This is a genomic window from Epilithonimonas bovis DSM 19482, from assembly GCF_900108115.1.
Classification (GTDB): domain Bacteria; phylum Bacteroidota; class Bacteroidia; order Flavobacteriales; family Weeksellaceae; genus Epilithonimonas; species Epilithonimonas bovis.
In genome coordinates, this window is sequence record NZ_FTPU01000013.1 from 53,541 (window position 1) to 69,131 (window position 15,591).

Genomic DNA, 15,591 nt, shown 5'->3' on the forward strand with positions numbered 1-15,591 from the left:
CTCAAAAAATTAATTTCAAAAAACGATGAAAATTTCTTATTCAAATTATCCAGTTCTAAAATTATTAACTCAAGAAAGAATTAATGATTTCCAATGTTTTGAAGAAGATTGGCTATTATGGGACTTTAATCCAGATCTTTATAAAAAGGCAGTAGAGAATTTTAATAGTAATTTACCCTTTTTTAAAAAAGGAACTATTTTAATTTCTGATGCTTTTAACAATGCTTGCCTAGAGCATTTCGAAAAATTAATGGATTTATATGTCCATATTATAAAAGAAAAAATTGATGATATAAAAATCCAAGGGACTTATATTATTGATGGAAAATTCTATATGGTAAATATTGATTCATCAAATATGACCTATAATACCAATAATCTTTCTGCTTCTATTTTTGGTTTAAATAAACACGGTGCATTACTAAATTTTTATATCACAGGAAATGGAAATTTCACTTCTGATGAAGGTTTAAATTGGTTTTCCAAAGATTATGGATTCAGTAGTGAGGTTAGAGATCAAATGACCAAGACTGTACTAGCACAAATAATTTCTCTCTATATGTTTGAAAGATATGCAGAAGTAGAAACTAAATTATATGCTGCAAAATCAAAATCTTCAAATATTAAATGTCTATATAACAATCAAACCGATATTAGCATTAAACGACTAGACAGTAAATGGTTTACCAATATTGTCAGATCAGAAGGATTCAAAGTAAATGGACATTTCCGTCTCCAGCCATTTGGAGAGGGTAAAAAAGTAAGAAAATTGATTTGGATTAATGAATTCCAGAAAAAAGGTTATCATTCAACAGCCAAAATTTTAAAACAAAATCATGAATAATAATTTATTTTCTAAAATAGAGATTGCTGAAAATTTTCTGAATTCAATTAATAAAACGTTATATGTGCAATATGAAGTAGGAAGTTTTGTTTCATCCAGTGAAGAAGTGGAGGATAAATTTTATACCCATTATTGCGCTAATATATTTCTTGAAGATAATGATCCCGACTCTGATGGTCGTGAACAAATAGGTATCATGAGTTTTACAAGATTATCATTTTCTCATCATGTTTCATCACAAAAATTTTGGATTTTCGATTCCAAACCACTCTTTGCAAGATTGTATGATCGGCTTTATGATGAAGATCAGGAAATGTGGTTGATTGAAGAAATAGAATTGGCTAATAATTTTTGGTTAATGGATGATGTAGTATTTAAAGAGGAATATAGGGGAAAAGGTCTTGTGCAATTGTTGATGCTTGACAAAATGAAAAGATTTTTTTCTTACAACGACCTAATTTTTGCATTTTCTTATCCTTTGCAATTTGATGAAAAATTTAAGCAGGAAACCAATTCTGAGTATTGGAAAACAGACAGTAAAATATCTTTTAATAAAGCACAAGCAAAATTGAAAAAGTCTTACAAAAATGTTGGCTATAAATATTTGGAAGATTACAAAGTGCAGAAGTTAGGTGATGAAAATCTTCTGGAAAGGATTCAAAATGAAAGTACCGAAGACAACAAATTAATATATTTCATCCATGAAGGATAGCAGATATTTAAACCCAGTAGAAATTACAGAAACAGTTTCTAAAGAACGTAAGTACTTTTGAAGTGTATTAAATCCATATTAAGCTTAAAATAACGCAATAATCTCTGGGGAATTCTCCGGAGGTTTTCTTTCTGCATTAATTTCTACCTTTGTTTAATGAAATCAAATCTTAAAATTTTTAAAATAGATTATTCAACTGATATTATTTCTTTCCCTATTCTAACCACTAAGGTAAAAGCGGGAGGATATGGAAGCTTTGAAAGTGCAGCATTAGATTTCCCTGAGGATACAACAGATCTGAACCAAATTATTAAAGTTAAAGCCTGGATTTAGCCAGGCTTAATATTTTTTAGCAACAAGTCTTTTGTTCTATCTGCAATAAAGATCATGTTTAGTAAAAAGAAATAAACTTGTTTGTTTATTTCTGTTTCGACATGATGGAAAAAAATTGATTCAGAAATATTTGTATCGTCAGGTTGACCTATTTTTTCCAATCGCAACTCAACCTCATGCCCTTTGAAGTCGCTGTAGTCTATTTTGACAGATACAAAGCCAAATTTTGATTCTCCTACTTCAAATTCTATAAATACTTCACCATTTAAAATATTGACTATTCCATCGTCATCAGACAACATATCGTAGATTTCAGGATTAGATAATTCTGTATCTACAAAATTTATTATTTCTTTTCTTAAACTATTATATTCCATAGTATCGTTTTTTGAGATTAAAGATTAAATTTTTCTTTAAGAAATTTACCAATAGAAGTTGCACCCCAAACGAGTAGAAAACCTCCAACCAGTCCTAAAAAAGTTCCGCATATTATTAAAAAAATATTTTCCATTGTATCGTTTTTTGAAATTTAATATCTTAATTATTGATTTGGTATTTTAGGAATAGGAATTAAAATATGTTCTTCAAATAAAGAAAGCTCATCATTGGAAGAATGAAACAAATACTGAAACTTTTTATGGTCGATTTTAAAATGATATGCATTGTAATCTTCTTGTAAATTTCTCTCAAAACCTAATTTTTGAGTATCAAATTCAATGGAAATAATATCCCCAACTTTTAATCTTTGAGAACCCTCTAATATGTTTATTAACTTAGAAATGTTCTGTTGTCCTTCTCCATATGCTGTCCAATAGGTAAATATATCATCATTTACTTCTGCTTTAATAAAGTATGTTCGCATCGTATCGTTTTTTTAGATTTTAAGTATATTCTTAGTCTTTTGACATTATTTGAAAATTCTTTGGGAAACTGTTTAATTTTTTCCAAGTAGCAACATTATCTTCTCCCCGTATTAAAACTGAAATTTTTTCTGTATTATAACTATCAATATAAACCTTTACATCTTCAATTTGATATTCATTATTTAAAAGATATTGTTTATAATAATCAGTTTTGCATATAACAGAACTTCCCAATGGGTATAACTGTAGAAACTTTTCTTTAGAAACTTGCGCTTCCCATTTTTTCTTATCTATTTTTCCATTTCTTTGAACAAACCCATTCATATAATCTTCTACAATAAAAAACAATTCAAACTCATTTTCAGCTTTAAATGTAATTTCTTTCATAATATCATTTTTGAGATTAATTAATTTTAGAAAGTAAGTTTAAAAAAGTATTGTAAACCTCTCCTTTTCTATTTTTGACAGTAACTAAACCAAAGCCAATAGCTTTAGTAATGATTACTCTTTCACTTACTGATTCATTAAAATATAGCATATCAATCGTTTTTGGAGATTAGTTAATGTGTCTTTTTCTTGCTAATTCCAATTCAATAACTCTAATGTGCTGGCTTAACATTTCTAAATAATCAGAATACCCATCCCCAATACATAAACCTACAGATTCATTAATCATCAAATCTAATATAACTTTTTCAATGTTATTTAAAATATAATCAATATCAGAATCAGTATAATCTATCTCACTTCTAAATTGAAATATTTCACCTAAAAATATTTTTACAATCTCTAAATTAAATGATGTTTCTTTTGGCTTGAATTTCAAATAAACCTTGTTCATACTCGATTCAGTAATGACAATATAAATTTGAGAATAGTTAGGATTTGGCTTAGATTTTACTTGAACAAATTCAATGCTTTTGTCAGTCTCTAATTTTGAAATAAGTTTATTGAAATTGTAATAAATCATCTTATCGTTTTTTGAGATTACTTTGATTCTAAAATACTTTTTATTGTTCTTAAACTTTCTGAAAAAAAGTCTAAATATCCTTTTTTGGAAATGGCTTTTCTTAATCCGTCATTATAAAACCAAATCCCACTTATTTTATCATTCTTTTGCTCAATATAACCGCCATCTAATTTTTCAGCTATTTTTGAAATTTGAATCAATTTTGCACTAGAAATATCAAATTCTTTAGAGATTATTTCATAACCTCTATCAATTAGATACCATTTACCATCAATCATTTTGATAGCATAAGGAAAAGTTTCTCTCAATGCTAAAAACCGCTTTGAACTGCTCATATTATCGTTTTTTGAGATTGTTAGTTTGGTTCATTTATAATTATTGGTGTTGCCCCATTAATTTCATCATCATATACATAAAGGCCGTTTAGAGGATTCTTAAATCTGCGGCAAATACAAACAGTAATAAAATGTTTCTTTGATCCATAACACTTTTTACCTGTCCTTTGTTCCATCTGTTCAATAGTTTCCCAGACATTACGAGCAGATAATTGCTTCAAATAGTCAGGCATATAAAAATCATGATATTGATCAATTCTAGGAGATATGCAATCGACCTCTCGACCATTAATAACGGCCCCTTTAATCCATTCAGTTTTATTCAATTGAATAAATTTATTAATAATATCATAAGCCTCCTTTCTCCCTCTTTCTGTATCTTCAATAACCCCAAATAAAACGTCATTGTCGCTTTGATAATGATGTCTTATAAAATCAATTTTAGACTTAACTTCAAATGCTTTATCAAGCTCTTTAATTAATAATGTTTCCATATTCGACTTCTATCGTTTTTTGAGATTAGTTATTTAAAATTTCATTAACACATTTCACAACTGCAAGCTGTTGTTCGGGTGTAATTGTTAAATTAGAAAAATTTACAGATATATAACCCATATCATCAAGAGCCACCCACTTTGTAGAAAATCCCTCACTATTCAAATCGATTTCTAAGCAATAAGCAAAACTTTCATCAACAATTTTAGTAGTTAATTTTGGAATACTAACAGAATATGACAAAATTTCAAGGTCGTTTTCTGTAATTTTTTTTATAGTTATGCTCATCGTTTTTTGAGATTAAATTATCTTCTAAAGCCTGATTTCTTTTGAACATTTTGTTCCTCTTCCTTCCCCAAAGCTATATTTAACAATTTTGTAGAATAATCAGTAATATTTTTATTTTGAAATATTAGTTTTCCGTATTCAAATATTAATTGTTCCTCCATATTGGTAAACCCAAATTCTTTGGTATTATCCCAGATCGTGGCTTTTTCAAATTTAGGCAGATAATCAATGAAATTTTTAAATGATTGGTTAAAGGATTTTTCAATTGATTTTCCTTCCGATGAATGCCCTCCTAATAGTTCTCTTTTATTTGCACGGTCTCGGAGAATGTCTAATTCAGACACCCCAATGTAATGAGCTTCAAATTCGAACTTATTTTTATATTGATGAAAGTATGTATTAATTTGGCTTAACTGCTCATTTGTAAAGTGGATTTGCATCATGAAGTCTTTACCATTTTCTAAGCAATCATTAATGGCATTTTTGAGAGCGTTTGCGAGGTTTAGATCATTTACTTTACTTTTATCCTGTGCATAGAGTTGCACCATTAATTTAGCTTGGTCGTGGTCAAAAAAATTATTTTGGTTTTTATTGCCATTGTAAAGTTTCTTTTCCATGAACGTGGTTTTCCCGGCAGCAACTGCCCCAACTATAAAGATAAATTTATTCATTGTATCGTTTTTTGAGATTAATTAAAAACTGGCTCTATGTACAAATGAAAAATTCCACCTACATTTTCAAAGTTGGAATCACAAAGAAAAACTCTTTTTTTAACAATGAATTCTTTAGCCTGAAAATCTACAATTAGATCATCGTTGAAGCTTTCATTTCTGAAATTTATAATATCTCCGGTAACTAAATTAGCTGTTGTTGGAATTTCAGTATTATTCCATTTGTCACCAAGCTCTTTGACCTGCGTAACTATTTGAAGAAAGTAATAATTATTATTGTCCATCGTTTTTTGAGATTTAAGTATTCATTTGTCTTAATGCTTCATTGGTAAGTTTAGCAGAGTACCGAGAAAGTAATTTGATTTTGAAATCAATTCTTTTCTTCAAATCGGATAATTTTTTATGCTTAATAGAACCGAAATTTTTATTAGATTCCATTACCCAATGATTATGTACAACTTCAAATAATTTGTTAATTTTTTCGAAGTATCTATTCACCCAACAAATTTTATTAATTAATATTTGGTTTGGTAGTTTCATCGTTATTTGAGATTATTTAAATGATAAAAAGAATTTTTTCCAAAAACTAAGGTCATCTATAGGTTGAGAAAAATTGATAGAATATTCTATCCAATCGCTTTCAATTTTTTCATTTGATTTCCAATCCGAATTGAATACATCAACGTTCAAAAAGTTATTTTTAAGACCAATAACAACATAAGTATTATTAGGATTTTTAAACGACAACTTATCATCAACCCCAACATATAAGGATTCAATAAAATCAAACCTTTTAAAGTCTTTTTGTTCTAATAGTTTAACAATTTCTTCCATCGTTTTTTGAGACTAATTATTAAAATTTATATCCAAAAGAAAATCCTTTTGATTTGAAATATTCTACAGTTTCTTTGTGTAACTCTCCCATCGCTTCAATAAAATTTTTATCATTTTCGGCAACTTGTAACAAATCATAAAGAGTAAAAATATTATTGTTAAAATTCCGATTTCTATTACTTGTCAATTTTTTATATATGTGTTTAGGTATTTCAATCTCGTCTATATAAGAAAATAAAATAAATACTTTAGTTTTTTCATCTATATTTTGTGAAAGTAAAATTTCTTTAATTTTTTTGATAAGAAGTATTTTTTCTTCTAAATTTTTTAAATTTAAATTTATCTGAACTAATTCATTCTCAATTCTTTCTTTTCTTTTATTCAAATATTTTAAATCACCGCTAATTACTCTGTTGTGAAGTTTGCAAAAGTCTAATCCTTTAGTCTTGGCTACATTATCATATAATTTGTGTTTTCTAATATCTTCCATTTCATCGTTATTTGAGATTATTTTTGGGTTTAAAAACTATTTTCAATTCGTCATTATTAAAGAAAACAACACCACCGACAATATTAGCTTTTATTTTTCCAAACGTAATCTCTTTAATTATTTCGGAATATGTTGTTTGGTAAGTTCTAAAAACTTCGGGCAGTTTTAACCATAATTTGTCAGTCATCGTATTTTGATATTATTTTTTATTAAACAATTTCATAATTGAAGGCAAAGCCAATCCAACAAAGAAAATTCCACTTATTATTACTGCTAATAAAAACCATTGTTCTGCATTCATTGTATCTTTTTTGAGATAGATTATTATTGTGCGAAAACTTTTTTGTATTTAATCCAATTAGATTCTAATCCTTTTTCAGTTTTACAAGTAATATGTACAAAATCATCTGTAACATACTGCCACATTTTTATATGTGAATTATAGTTTTTTTTTGCATTCAAAATATCTTTGTCAATCGTATAGTTTTTAAGATTATTTACTATTTCACAAGTATCACCTACCCAAAACACCCAGTCTTGTTCATTAATTGGATCAGTCCACGAGACAGAATTGTTACTTTCTATAAACATTCCAACATATTCTTTTCCAATTTCTAAACTTGAAGCTGTTTTCCTAATGTCAGCTATTTCGGTTACTATAAAAACGACTTTCATAACTAAATTTCTTTTACCAAAGATAGTCATTAATGACTATATACGCAAGTTTTTATTTACATTTTTTTAAAGAAATTTCAACATTTAATTTAGTAAGAATATCCTCGATTTCTGCGACTTTTTTAAGTAATAAAGTTTTATCTCTTGTTGATGTATCTTGGCGTTTTTCTCTAATTTTTGCAAGTTCACCAGGAGATATATTTTCCAAAAATTTATATAGTTCTTTTTTCTCTTTCTGCATTTTTTATTTATTGATTGACATTTGTTTTATCTCTTCGTTTGTGTGATTATCTAGAATTTTAGCATATCTGTAAAATGTTGCTCTTGTTAATCCCAGAGGTTTATAAATTTCTTCGGGAGTTTTCGAACTGTCTTTATATACTGACCGCATTATTAAAAGCTTAGCAATTGTTTCTTTTGTATAACCTTTTGGCCTCCCTCCAGTTCTGCCTCTTGCTCTTGCAGATTGCAAGCCTGCGTTTGTTCTCTCCTTTATTAGTTCTCTTTCGTATTCAGCCAAAGAAGCCATTATATTGAGAAAAAGCCTACCGCTCGATGTGGATGTATCAACCCCATCAGAAATACCTTTGATAACTACGCCTTTTTCACTCAAACTCAAGACCAGGTCAATAATATTTTTTAAACTTCTTCCAAGTCTGTCCAATCTCCAAACAAATAATATGTCGTCTTTTCTCAAATGAGTAATCATTTTGTCAAGTTCTGGACGGTTCTTAGTTGATCCCGAAATTTTTTCTTGAAATATTTTTTCGCAACCTGCCTTCTCTAACGCTTCGATTTGCAAACTTAAATTTTGGTCTTTGGTTGATACTCTTGCATATCCAAATTTCATACTTTGTTACATTAAACTCATAAAATGTAAATTTATGAAACTTTGTTTAATGATACGAGTTTTTGAGAAAATAAAACAAACAAAATAAGTGGCCGAATTTGACCACTTAAAAAATCTCATTAATCCACCGTTTTACAGGTATATATAATTATATAACTAAATATTTATATATTTATATAAATAAATCCATTTTATAAATCGACTCATAGTCGATAAGTAAACAATAAAGAACGAATTTTAAAAAACTTCGTAATAAATTATAATATATAAATCTATAATTATATATTTGCATAAATATATAATTATATAAACATGGCAAAAGTAATTCTTACTACACATCAAAAGGGAGGTGTTGGAAAAAGCACTATCACTTACAATCTTGCAGAAAACCTTAAAAACTCTGCTAAAGTATGTCTTGTGGATATGGATTCACAGGGTTCATTATTACACCTTTCAGAACTCTCAACAATTCCAATTTTTTCTGGATCTGAATTGAAAAAAATCATCAATTCTGATTTTGATTTTGTTTTTATAGATACACCGCCTTATCTTAATGAAAGTATTTCAGAATTATGCGAAATCGCTGATGTAATTGTTATACCAACAAAAGCCGGCATTTTAGACTTGTTGGCCATCAAATCAACTATTGATATTGTTAAGCAAGCAAATAGCGAAAAGAAAGCCTTAGTTGTTTTTAATATGGTAAAACCAAAAACTACACTAACAGACGAAATAAAAAAACAATTGCAGGAATACGAAATTAAAGTTTCAAAAAATATGTTGTCAGATTTGGTAGCTTTCTCTCGATCAGTAGTCCTTGGTGGAGTTGAAGAATCTAATAATGCCCAAAAGCAAATTGACAATCTTACAAAGGAAATTTTGACACTATCAATAAATAATTAATTATTTATATATTTATAAAAAAATATAAATATATAATTATATAAATATATAATAATGGCTAAACAAGATCTATCTGCATTAATTGGAAAAGCAAAGGAAACAAAAATTAATACTCCTATACAAAAAGTTATCCCTATAAAAGAGAAAAAGTCAGAAAAAATATTTTCTCTCTACATCGAACAGGAAAAATTAAAGCGTTTAAAGATGTTGTCTGTAGAACAAAACAAGTCTCTAAAAGATTTAATAAATGATGCAATTGACAAAACTTATTTTTAATCTTTTGCAAATTAAAAAAAAAGCTTCATTTTGTTTAAAATGAAGCTTTACTAATTAGATTGTAATTTTATTTATTAGGGTTTGAGAGAAGTACTATTTCTTCTACCCTAATTTCTGTTACGGACTTTTTTTGATCGTCTTTATCATCGTAATTTCTATAAATTATCTTTCCCTCTATCGCAATCTCTTGACCTTTAACAACATATTTTTGCAATATTTCTGCGGTCTTCCCAAAAGCAATTAAATTGTGCCATTGAGTCTCCTCAACTTTTTCATTTTGCGAATTCGTATAGAAATCACTTGTGGCCATCGAGACGGATGCCTTTACATTTCCATTCTCGAAGGTGAATGTTTCTACCTCTTTTCCTGTTCTTCCAATTAGAGTTACTTTGTTTCTTAGTGACATAATCTTAAAATTTGAAATTAATGTTTATCTTTTTCGTTTATAATCTGTATTTAAAATTTGCTCTTCTAAAATGAGTTCTGCTTTCTGAGTTTTAAACAAATGTTCATTTTCTTTCGACCTCTCGAGTAAAAGATCCAGACTTTCATTTTCTCGTTGTAGTTCTTGTTTTTCCAGCCTGTATAGTTCTATCAGTTCTGCTCTTTCTTCAGGTAGATTATCTAATCTTGCATCCAGTTCAGATATTTTGTCTTCTGTAATTTTAGTTTGCTTTTCTATTTCTGCAATATTTACCCCTTTCCCCTCAAGATCAACAATAACCTTATGTACTTCTTCTTTAGCCAAATCAATGTGTTTTTGATATGTCGGTAACTGGTTTTTCCAATAGTCTGCATTTGCGGTTCCATCATTTGAAAATCCTTCAATTCTATTATAAGTTTCTTGGGCTTTTTTAACACCCTCGTTAACTTTAATAAAATCATTATACTTTCTAAGAACAAAAGCTGAATCTGCAAGAAATTTATTTTTTTCAGCTTCGATTTTTTTCTTTAAAACCTCAATTTCGATATTCGCTCTTGTTTCAGGATTAGTGATAATAGCTGTTTTAAGTTCTGAAGTATTAATATCAGATATATCTAAAACATCTGCTCCTTTTTTCATTGCTTCCAAATATCTAGCTTGCTTAGCCTGTAATTTTTGTAACATAAAAACATCAATACTATCATTGGTCAACATGAAATTCATCCGTACATTTTCGTTTTCATTTCCTTGCCTCCAGGAGCGCCCTTCAACTTGTCTCAATGAAGTGAAATTGTAAGGCAATGATAGCAGATAAGTGTCTGTTGTTTTTTCTTGTAAGTTCATTCCTTCCTGAATCGCTTCACTTCCGATAACCACTTTAATTTTCCCCAAATTAAAATCATCCTGAATTTTCAATCGGTTAGGTTTAGTAGTTGCTCCGGTTATTATTCCCACTTCTTCCGGCTTAAATCCTACCTCTTTAATTAAATATTCTTTCAGTTTAGGAAATTCTGCAACAGCTAACTCGGAATAAATAATTTGTCCACCTTCTGGAATATCTTTTTTGTTTTGCCTTATCAGATCCATTGTCTGCTTTAGCTTTGGTGAATTGTTCACAAACTCTTTTACAGTTGGAGTTTTTCCGTCATAAAAAGGAGACAGATATGGTGAAATCGCAATGAGCCGGGCGTTAAGAATATGAGTGAGAATCGCTCCTTTTGCTGTTTCACTGAAACTTTCATTCAACAAATCATATTGCTCTTTGGTAAAATCATTTTGTTCGACTTTATACTCTTTATTGATTTTGGTCGGACGAACCAATTCCGGATTATCTTCTTCTCCCTTTATATCAATGAATTCAGATAATAACTGCTGGAATAAAGTGTTATTTTTAAATCTTCGGACGTTGGCTTTGAATTTCACATCACCTTTGGCATCAATTTCCATATCGCTATCCGCTTCCATAAAAGTTTCAAAGAAAGTATTGACATTGAAATAGCCTTTTTCTTCTAATCTTTTATTGGCAATTAATGAAAGAATTGAGTAATATTCTAAAGGTTTGTTGGTAAAAGGCGTGGCAGAAAGTAAAGTGATGTTTCTACCATCATGTTTATCCTGAATGTACTGAGCTGCCATCCATGTGTTAATTCCCAGTTTTGAGGTCTGTTGATTTTGATTTCTAAAATCTGATGCAAATCTTCGGTCTTCAATTTTTACTTTTCCAACAATATGATTAGCGTTGTGAACTTCATCAAAAGTCAAATGGTCGAATCCAAAATCTTCCCAATCGTAGATTTTTCCACGCTTCATTTTTCCTTCAATCTCTTTTTCCTTCTGCAATTCAATTTGGGTATCTCTCTCAGTATTAGTAACGCTTTTAAGTTCACTTGCAGAAATGTAATTAAACTTTGAAGCTAAATCTTCTGTAATTTCTTTTGAGAAACCTATGTTATTGAATCCTTCATAAGTTACCAAGGTAATTTCTCCGTCTTTATTATCGAATTTTGAGAGATCATAATCTTTTCCAAGATTCCCTAAAACATTAACTCTTGCATTGGGAATCGTTTCAAAAATTGTATCTACCCATTGTTTTAAAATGCTTTCATTTGGAACTGCGATTAGCGGTCTTTTGGCGTTTCCACGTTCCATTGCTTCATGCATTGAAAGAATTCCTGAAAGTGTTTTTCCAAAGCCGACTTCGTGGGCTAAAAGTCCAACTCCTTTGGTAGTCTGTCGTCCGATTCCTGCTTTTTGCACTTCTGTCAACTTCAATTCTTTTCCCTTAAAATTTTGATGAATCTTAGAAAAAAGAGGGAATTTTGAATAATCCGGAACATGGATATTATTGTAATTCTCATTAAATTCCTTTATGAAACGATTTCTTAAATCTTCTGGCAGCTCTTCCCTAATAAATTTACTGAACAAATCGTTAGCAGCTGCTTTTCTTCGCTCGCGTACTAAGGCATTTCTTTCTTTATCGCTTCCTGTAACTGATTCGTTATCGACAAATCCTTTCACTTCCCAAGAAGAGGATCCCTGAAAAGCTTCATAAGGAAGAGTGCTCACAAAATCTTTAAACTTTTCTGCAAGATTGTATTCTACTAATTGTTTTGAATATCCCTTAGTAAATTGATTGTAAAATTCTTTCTCAACTTGTCCTAAGTCAAACTTATGTATAAATTCATGATTCGGGCTGATGATTATTTCTTCAAGAGATTTTGGTTTAGGAAGTACGCTTTCAAGTAAAGATTTTTGTTTTTCGTATTGATTCGATAATCCTCCAACAGCATTCTTATCAACGAAATCTGTTTCTAACTGTTTTAGTTTTGCATAAATATTTCCTTCGGCATAATAGAAATCGTGAACCCAATTTCCTTCAATATAGTTTGCAAAATCAGCGTGTTTTCCATGATTATTTAACGTACCATCATAATTCGTGTCTCGGAAGGCACTGATTTGTTCTTGCGAAATATCAGTACTGTTCTGTAATGCAGTATTTACTACTTCATCCTGTTTGGTAAATTGATATTTAAGAATGCCTTTCTTAATTTCGGGCTTTTCCTGTATTTTATATTCAGCATTTTTATCGTTCTGGGATTCCAGAATTTTATCCGCTTTTTGACTGATTTGCTCACAATCTTCCGGAGTGAATTGGGGTTTTCCATCATTAAGTTGCGATTGAATTTTTTCGTATTTTTTGATTTCTCTCTGCACGGCAGGAGATTTAAATTTTATTTGTTCCAGAGTGGAAATTACCTGGTTAACTTTTTCTTGAGTTTGTGAAATACTGATTCCTGCCTCTTCTTTAGGTAGATTTATCTCTGGTGAAACGGCTTTTTTTGTTTCTTGAGTTTTTGGGAGGTTAACTTCATCAGCGGAATTCCATAACCCTTCAAATAGGTTTCCAATTTTTTCCGTTTCCTTCCGATTTTCAAGCTGTTCAATTTTTGCAAGAGCATCATCAAGATTCCCCTTTACATATTGTTCCAGACGGCCAAATCTATTTGTTTTTTCATTGATTTCACCAAGAACCTTTTCTGGATTTTTTATGAAATAGTCTGAAATATTCTGAGCAACTTTCTGTTGAGACTTTCTAAGAATTATAATATCGGTTCCGACTTGTGTTCCGGAAAACGCTCCGGCAGGTAGACGGTAAGCTTTTTCTATTTCACCGTGATCCAATTTCTTTTGTCGGTTGAGCCAACTGGAAGGAAGTACCATGGCCAATGTTCCACCTTCCTTCAATACATCTAAACTTCGTTTAACAAAATAATCTTCGTACTTTGTAATTTTAGTTTCTTCCCCTAATCCCTTATAGAGCCCCCTATGCTCGCCATAAGGAGGGTTTCCAATCACTATATCATATTTATTTTTATAGTCATTTGGTTTGGTTTTAACGCCATTTTCATCTATAAATTCGGTTTCAAAAGACCGAAGATTAATATTGGCTTCGGGATGTAGTATTTTCGCAATTTTGGCAGTGGTTTCGTTTATTTCAAATCCTGTTACATAAGTTTTAGAATCAAGTCCCTTTATTGCATGGAGGAAATTTCCGGTACCAATGCTTGGTTCCAGCACGTTTAAGCTTTTGTGATTTTTGAAATTATCTTTTATAAGGTTTCGGACTGCATCAACAATTGTTGTATCCGTATAATATTCATCTAAGATTCCTCTGCCTTCTTTTGCTGTTCCGCCGGATTTATACTGATTACAGATGTCTTTTAATTCCTCCGTTATTCTAAAACTTTGAAAAAGCTGAACAGATTGATCTTCACCCACGAATGTGATTTCGGATACTATTTTATGAATATCCTCATTCGTTATTTTATTTCCATGATGCTTTAAAATCAAAGCATCCAACACAGCATTATTAGTAGAATTTTCTAATATTCGTCCGCCCAGGGAATGTTGTTCTCTTTGGCTCTTTCCAACATCTTGCGATTGTGGGTTGTCATCAGATCTTCTTCCTGATTCTCCGGTTCCTGAATCGCTCCACTTTGCGCCTGCAAGTCCATTTCCAGCATTATGGCTGCCCATTCTTTGTCCGCTTCCGTTATCTGTTGTTTGCTTGGATTGGCTTTTTTCGATAGGTTTTCCAAGGTGTTGTTGAGATGCTCCTGGTTCCACTTGCTTAGTTTCGGAAATTGTTCCGGATTGAGATGTATTGTTTTCATTTTCAGATGTTTTTTGTTGATTTAAATTAGTGTTTTTTTGTTGTATGTTAAGTTTGTTTTTGAGATAATCATTAAGATCATTATTTTGATTTTCAGAAATAGAATAAAAGGGTCGAATATCTTTAACATTTTTACCATTAAATGCTTGAAGTATTTTTTTTGTTGCAAGATTGCCACCTTTATCCCCATCTAAACAGACAAACATCTTGCCATCAAAATTCCCATAAATTGAAATAAAACGATCTACATTCGTAATAGAGTTAAGCGAAACCAAGGTTCTGTTATTCTGATTTCCACTAAGTTTTTGTAACTGTAAAAAAGACAGCATATCAGTCATTCCTTCAAATACAATAATTTCATTTTTTGAGCCTTTGATTTCTGAAATATCAGTTTTTCCAATTTTAATTTTGGCTAATGGATTTCTGATTTCAAAACCTCCAGAATGATTTTCAAGTCCGATACCGAAATATTTTTTTCCGTTGTTTTCGTAATGAATCTGTCTTGTATTAGCCTGTAAAATTTCTTTTGAAATTCCACGATCATTAAAATATGATAAGAGTTTATCATTGTTCGGAACTCCGGAATACTGGATTTTGATTTCGGAATAGGAATTATTTTCTTTTGTTTTAAATTCCTTTTTTCTTTCTGCAAAATCTTCACTTTTAGTTTGGTTTGTGAAATCGGCTAAGAAGTCTAAAGATTCTTTCCATGACTTATTTTCTAAAGTCATTACTGCTTTTAAAATTTGTCCTCCTTCATTAGCACTGAAACTAAAAAAACCCTTATCATTTACCGAAAATTTTTCATTTTCATTCTTAAAAAATAAATCACGCCCTTTTTTACCCTCGTATTTTACTTTGCCTTTCTGCTCAAGGTGAAGAAAATAATCAATCATCGAAACGCTACTGGTAATATTAGCAATTTCTTCATTTGTATACTTAGACATAGTTTAAGA

22 protein-coding genes are annotated in these 15,591 nt (G+C 30.0%); 5 read left to right on the forward strand and 17 right to left on the reverse strand.

Annotated features, from left to right (window positions below):
* Positions 1–25 precede the first annotated feature (25 nt).
* From B0B05_RS07365 to B0B05_RS16575, 3 genes are all read left to right on the forward strand, one after another.
* Positions 26–844: a hypothetical protein gene (locus B0B05_RS07365; RefSeq protein WP_076783018.1), complete on the forward strand. Its 819-nt coding sequence runs from the start codon at positions 26–28 to the stop codon at positions 842–844.
* A complete protein-coding gene (locus tag B0B05_RS07370; protein WP_076783019.1) occupies positions 837–1,556 on the forward strand; it encodes a hypothetical protein in 720 nt (239 codons plus the stop codon). The genes B0B05_RS07365 and B0B05_RS07370 overlap by 8 nt, the downstream gene beginning before the upstream one ends.
* A gap of 156 nt (positions 1,557–1,712) precedes the next feature.
* Positions 1,713–1,889: a hypothetical protein gene (locus tag B0B05_RS16575; protein WP_159435850.1), complete on the forward strand. Its 177-nt coding sequence runs from the start codon at positions 1,713–1,715 to the stop codon at positions 1,887–1,889.
* Here B0B05_RS16575 and B0B05_RS07375 read toward each other — a convergent pair.
* The 15 genes from B0B05_RS07375 to B0B05_RS07450 all read right to left on the reverse strand — a co-directional run bounded on the left by B0B05_RS07375 (position 1,886) and on the right by B0B05_RS07450 (position 8,360).
* Positions 1,886–2,266, reverse strand: a complete 381-nt coding sequence (locus tag B0B05_RS07375) for a hypothetical protein (RefSeq protein ID WP_076783020.1) — start codon at positions 2,264–2,266, stop codon at positions 1,886–1,888. The genes B0B05_RS16575 and B0B05_RS07375 overlap by 4 nt on opposite strands.
* Positions 2,267–2,430: 164 nt before the next feature.
* Positions 2,431–2,751: a hypothetical protein gene (locus tag B0B05_RS07380; protein WP_076783021.1), complete on the reverse strand. Its 321-nt coding sequence runs from the start codon at positions 2,749–2,751 to the stop codon at positions 2,431–2,433.
* A gap of 31 nt (positions 2,752–2,782) precedes the next feature.
* Entirely contained in the window at positions 2,783–3,139 is a 357-nt protein-coding gene (locus tag B0B05_RS07385; protein WP_076783022.1) for a hypothetical protein, read from the reverse strand.
* Positions 3,140–3,308: 169 nt separating this feature from the next.
* On the reverse strand, positions 3,309–3,722 hold the full coding sequence (locus B0B05_RS07390) for a hypothetical protein (protein WP_076783023.1): 414 nt from the start codon (positions 3,720–3,722) through the stop codon (positions 3,309–3,311).
* Positions 3,723–3,739: 17 nt separating this feature from the next.
* Positions 3,740–4,057: a hypothetical protein gene (locus B0B05_RS07395; RefSeq protein WP_143745970.1), complete on the reverse strand. Its 318-nt coding sequence runs from the start codon at positions 4,055–4,057 to the stop codon at positions 3,740–3,742.
* Positions 4,058–4,077: 20 nt separating this feature from the next.
* Positions 4,078–4,551, reverse strand: a complete 474-nt coding sequence (locus tag B0B05_RS07400; RefSeq protein ID WP_076783025.1) for a hypothetical protein — start codon at positions 4,549–4,551, stop codon at positions 4,078–4,080.
* A gap of 25 nt (positions 4,552–4,576) precedes the next feature.
* Positions 4,577–4,840, reverse strand: coding sequence for a hypothetical protein (locus B0B05_RS07405; RefSeq protein WP_076783026.1), 264 nt, complete (start codon positions 4,838–4,840; stop codon positions 4,577–4,579).
* A 17-nt stretch (positions 4,841–4,857) separates the two neighbouring features.
* A complete protein-coding gene (locus B0B05_RS07410; protein WP_076783027.1) occupies positions 4,858–5,511 on the reverse strand; it encodes a hypothetical protein in 654 nt (217 codons plus the stop codon).
* A gap of 17 nt (positions 5,512–5,528) precedes the next feature.
* Positions 5,529–5,795: a hypothetical protein gene (locus tag B0B05_RS07415; protein WP_076783028.1), complete on the reverse strand. Its 267-nt coding sequence runs from the start codon at positions 5,793–5,795 to the stop codon at positions 5,529–5,531.
* A gap of 268 nt (positions 5,796–6,063) precedes the next feature.
* Positions 6,064–6,345 (reverse strand): hypothetical protein, encoded by a 282-nt coding sequence (locus B0B05_RS07425; protein WP_076783030.1) that lies wholly within the window; start codon positions 6,343–6,345, stop codon positions 6,064–6,066.
* A gap of 19 nt (positions 6,346–6,364) precedes the next feature.
* A complete protein-coding gene (locus tag B0B05_RS07430; RefSeq protein WP_076783031.1) occupies positions 6,365–6,835 on the reverse strand; it encodes a hypothetical protein in 471 nt (156 codons plus the stop codon).
* Positions 6,836–6,842: 7 nt separating this feature from the next.
* Positions 6,843–7,022 carry a hypothetical protein gene (locus B0B05_RS07435; protein ID WP_076783032.1) on the reverse strand — a complete coding sequence of 60 codons (180 nt, stop codon included), beginning with the start codon at positions 7,020–7,022 and terminating at the stop codon, positions 6,843–6,845.
* A 137-nt stretch (positions 7,023–7,159) separates the two neighbouring features.
* The gene (locus B0B05_RS07440) at positions 7,160–7,510 is read right to left on the reverse strand and encodes a hypothetical protein (RefSeq protein WP_076783033.1); all 351 of its coding nucleotides are present in this window, start codon (positions 7,508–7,510) and stop codon (positions 7,160–7,162) included.
* Positions 7,511–7,562: 52 nt separating this feature from the next.
* On the reverse strand, positions 7,563–7,751 hold the full coding sequence (locus B0B05_RS07445) for a hypothetical protein (protein WP_076783034.1): 189 nt from the start codon (positions 7,749–7,751) through the stop codon (positions 7,563–7,565).
* A gap of 3 nt (positions 7,752–7,754) precedes the next feature.
* The gene (locus B0B05_RS07450) at positions 7,755–8,360 is read right to left on the reverse strand and encodes a recombinase family protein (RefSeq protein ID WP_076783035.1); all 606 of its coding nucleotides are present in this window, start codon (positions 8,358–8,360) and stop codon (positions 7,755–7,757) included.
* A gap of 312 nt (positions 8,361–8,672) precedes the next feature.
* Between B0B05_RS07450 and B0B05_RS07455 the strand changes: the two genes are divergently transcribed.
* Together B0B05_RS07455 and B0B05_RS07460 are read left to right on the forward strand one after the other, a co-directional pair.
* The gene (locus B0B05_RS07455; protein ID WP_076783036.1) at positions 8,673–9,263 is read left to right on the forward strand and encodes a ParA family protein; all 591 of its coding nucleotides are present in this window, start codon (positions 8,673–8,675) and stop codon (positions 9,261–9,263) included.
* A gap of 54 nt (positions 9,264–9,317) precedes the next feature.
* On the forward strand, positions 9,318–9,539 hold the full coding sequence (locus B0B05_RS07460) for a hypothetical protein (RefSeq protein WP_076783037.1): 222 nt from the start codon (positions 9,318–9,320) through the stop codon (positions 9,537–9,539).
* A 67-nt stretch (positions 9,540–9,606) separates the two neighbouring features.
* Here B0B05_RS07460 and B0B05_RS07465 read toward each other — a convergent pair whose 3' ends face one another.
* Together B0B05_RS07465 and B0B05_RS07470 are read right to left on the reverse strand one after the other, a co-directional pair.
* Entirely contained in the window at positions 9,607–9,945 is a 339-nt protein-coding gene (locus tag B0B05_RS07465; RefSeq protein ID WP_076783038.1) for a single-stranded DNA-binding protein, read from the reverse strand.
* 24 nt (positions 9,946–9,969) lie between these two features.
* On the reverse strand, positions 9,970–15,582 hold the full coding sequence (locus tag B0B05_RS07470) for an Eco57I restriction-modification methylase domain-containing protein (RefSeq protein WP_076783039.1): 5,613 nt from the start codon (positions 15,580–15,582) through the stop codon (positions 9,970–9,972).
* Between the last annotated feature and the right edge of the window lie 9 nt (positions 15,583–15,591).

Coding starts and splice junctions, on each gene's coding strand:
- B0B05_RS07365 (WP_076783018.1), top strand. CDS start 26: ATGAAAATTTCTTATTCAAATTATCCAGTTCTAAAATTATTAACTCAA.
- B0B05_RS07370 (WP_076783019.1), top strand. CDS start 837: ATGAATAATAATTTATTTTCTAAAATAGAGATTGCTGAAAATTTTCTG.
- B0B05_RS16575 (WP_159435850.1), top strand. CDS start 1,713: ATGAAATCAAATCTTAAAATTTTTAAAATAGATTATTCAACTGATATT.
- B0B05_RS07375 (WP_076783020.1), bottom strand. CDS start 2,266: ATGGAATATAATAGTTTAAGAAAAGAAATAATAAATTTTGTAGATACA.
- B0B05_RS07380 (WP_076783021.1), bottom strand. CDS start 2,751: ATGCGAACATACTTTATTAAAGCAGAAGTAAATGATGATATATTTACC.
- B0B05_RS07385 (WP_076783022.1), bottom strand. CDS start 3,139: ATGAAAGAAATTACATTTAAAGCTGAAAATGAGTTTGAATTGTTTTTT.
- B0B05_RS07390 (WP_076783023.1), bottom strand. CDS start 3,722: ATGATTTATTACAATTTCAATAAACTTATTTCAAAATTAGAGACTGAC.
- B0B05_RS07395 (WP_143745970.1), bottom strand. CDS start 4,057: ATGAGCAGTTCAAAGCGGTTTTTAGCATTGAGAGAAACTTTTCCTTAT.
- B0B05_RS07400 (WP_076783025.1), bottom strand. CDS start 4,551: ATGGAAACATTATTAATTAAAGAGCTTGATAAAGCATTTGAAGTTAAG.
- B0B05_RS07405 (WP_076783026.1), bottom strand. CDS start 4,840: ATGAGCATAACTATAAAAAAAATTACAGAAAACGACCTTGAAATTTTG.
- B0B05_RS07410 (WP_076783027.1), bottom strand. CDS start 5,511: ATGAATAAATTTATCTTTATAGTTGGGGCAGTTGCTGCCGGGAAAACC.
- B0B05_RS07415 (WP_076783028.1), bottom strand. CDS start 5,795: ATGGACAATAATAATTATTACTTTCTTCAAATAGTTACGCAGGTCAAA.
- B0B05_RS07425 (WP_076783030.1), bottom strand. CDS start 6,345: ATGGAAGAAATTGTTAAACTATTAGAACAAAAAGACTTTAAAAGGTTT.
- B0B05_RS07430 (WP_076783031.1), bottom strand. CDS start 6,835: ATGGAAGATATTAGAAAACACAAATTATATGATAATGTAGCCAAGACT.
- B0B05_RS07435 (WP_076783032.1), bottom strand. CDS start 7,022: ATGACTGACAAATTATGGTTAAAACTGCCCGAAGTTTTTAGAACTTAC.
- B0B05_RS07440 (WP_076783033.1), bottom strand. CDS start 7,510: ATGAAAGTCGTTTTTATAGTAACCGAAATAGCTGACATTAGGAAAACA.
- B0B05_RS07445 (WP_076783034.1), bottom strand. CDS start 7,751: ATGCAGAAAGAGAAAAAAGAACTATATAAATTTTTGGAAAATATATCT.
- B0B05_RS07450 (WP_076783035.1), bottom strand. CDS start 8,360: ATGAAATTTGGATATGCAAGAGTATCAACCAAAGACCAAAATTTAAGT.
- B0B05_RS07455 (WP_076783036.1), top strand. CDS start 8,673: ATGGCAAAAGTAATTCTTACTACACATCAAAAGGGAGGTGTTGGAAAA.
- B0B05_RS07460 (WP_076783037.1), top strand. CDS start 9,318: ATGGCTAAACAAGATCTATCTGCATTAATTGGAAAAGCAAAGGAAACA.
- B0B05_RS07465 (WP_076783038.1), bottom strand. CDS start 9,945: ATGTCACTAAGAAACAAAGTAACTCTAATTGGAAGAACAGGAAAAGAG.
- B0B05_RS07470 (WP_076783039.1), bottom strand. CDS start 15,582: ATGTCTAAGTATACAAATGAAGAAATTGCTAATATTACCAGTAGCGTT.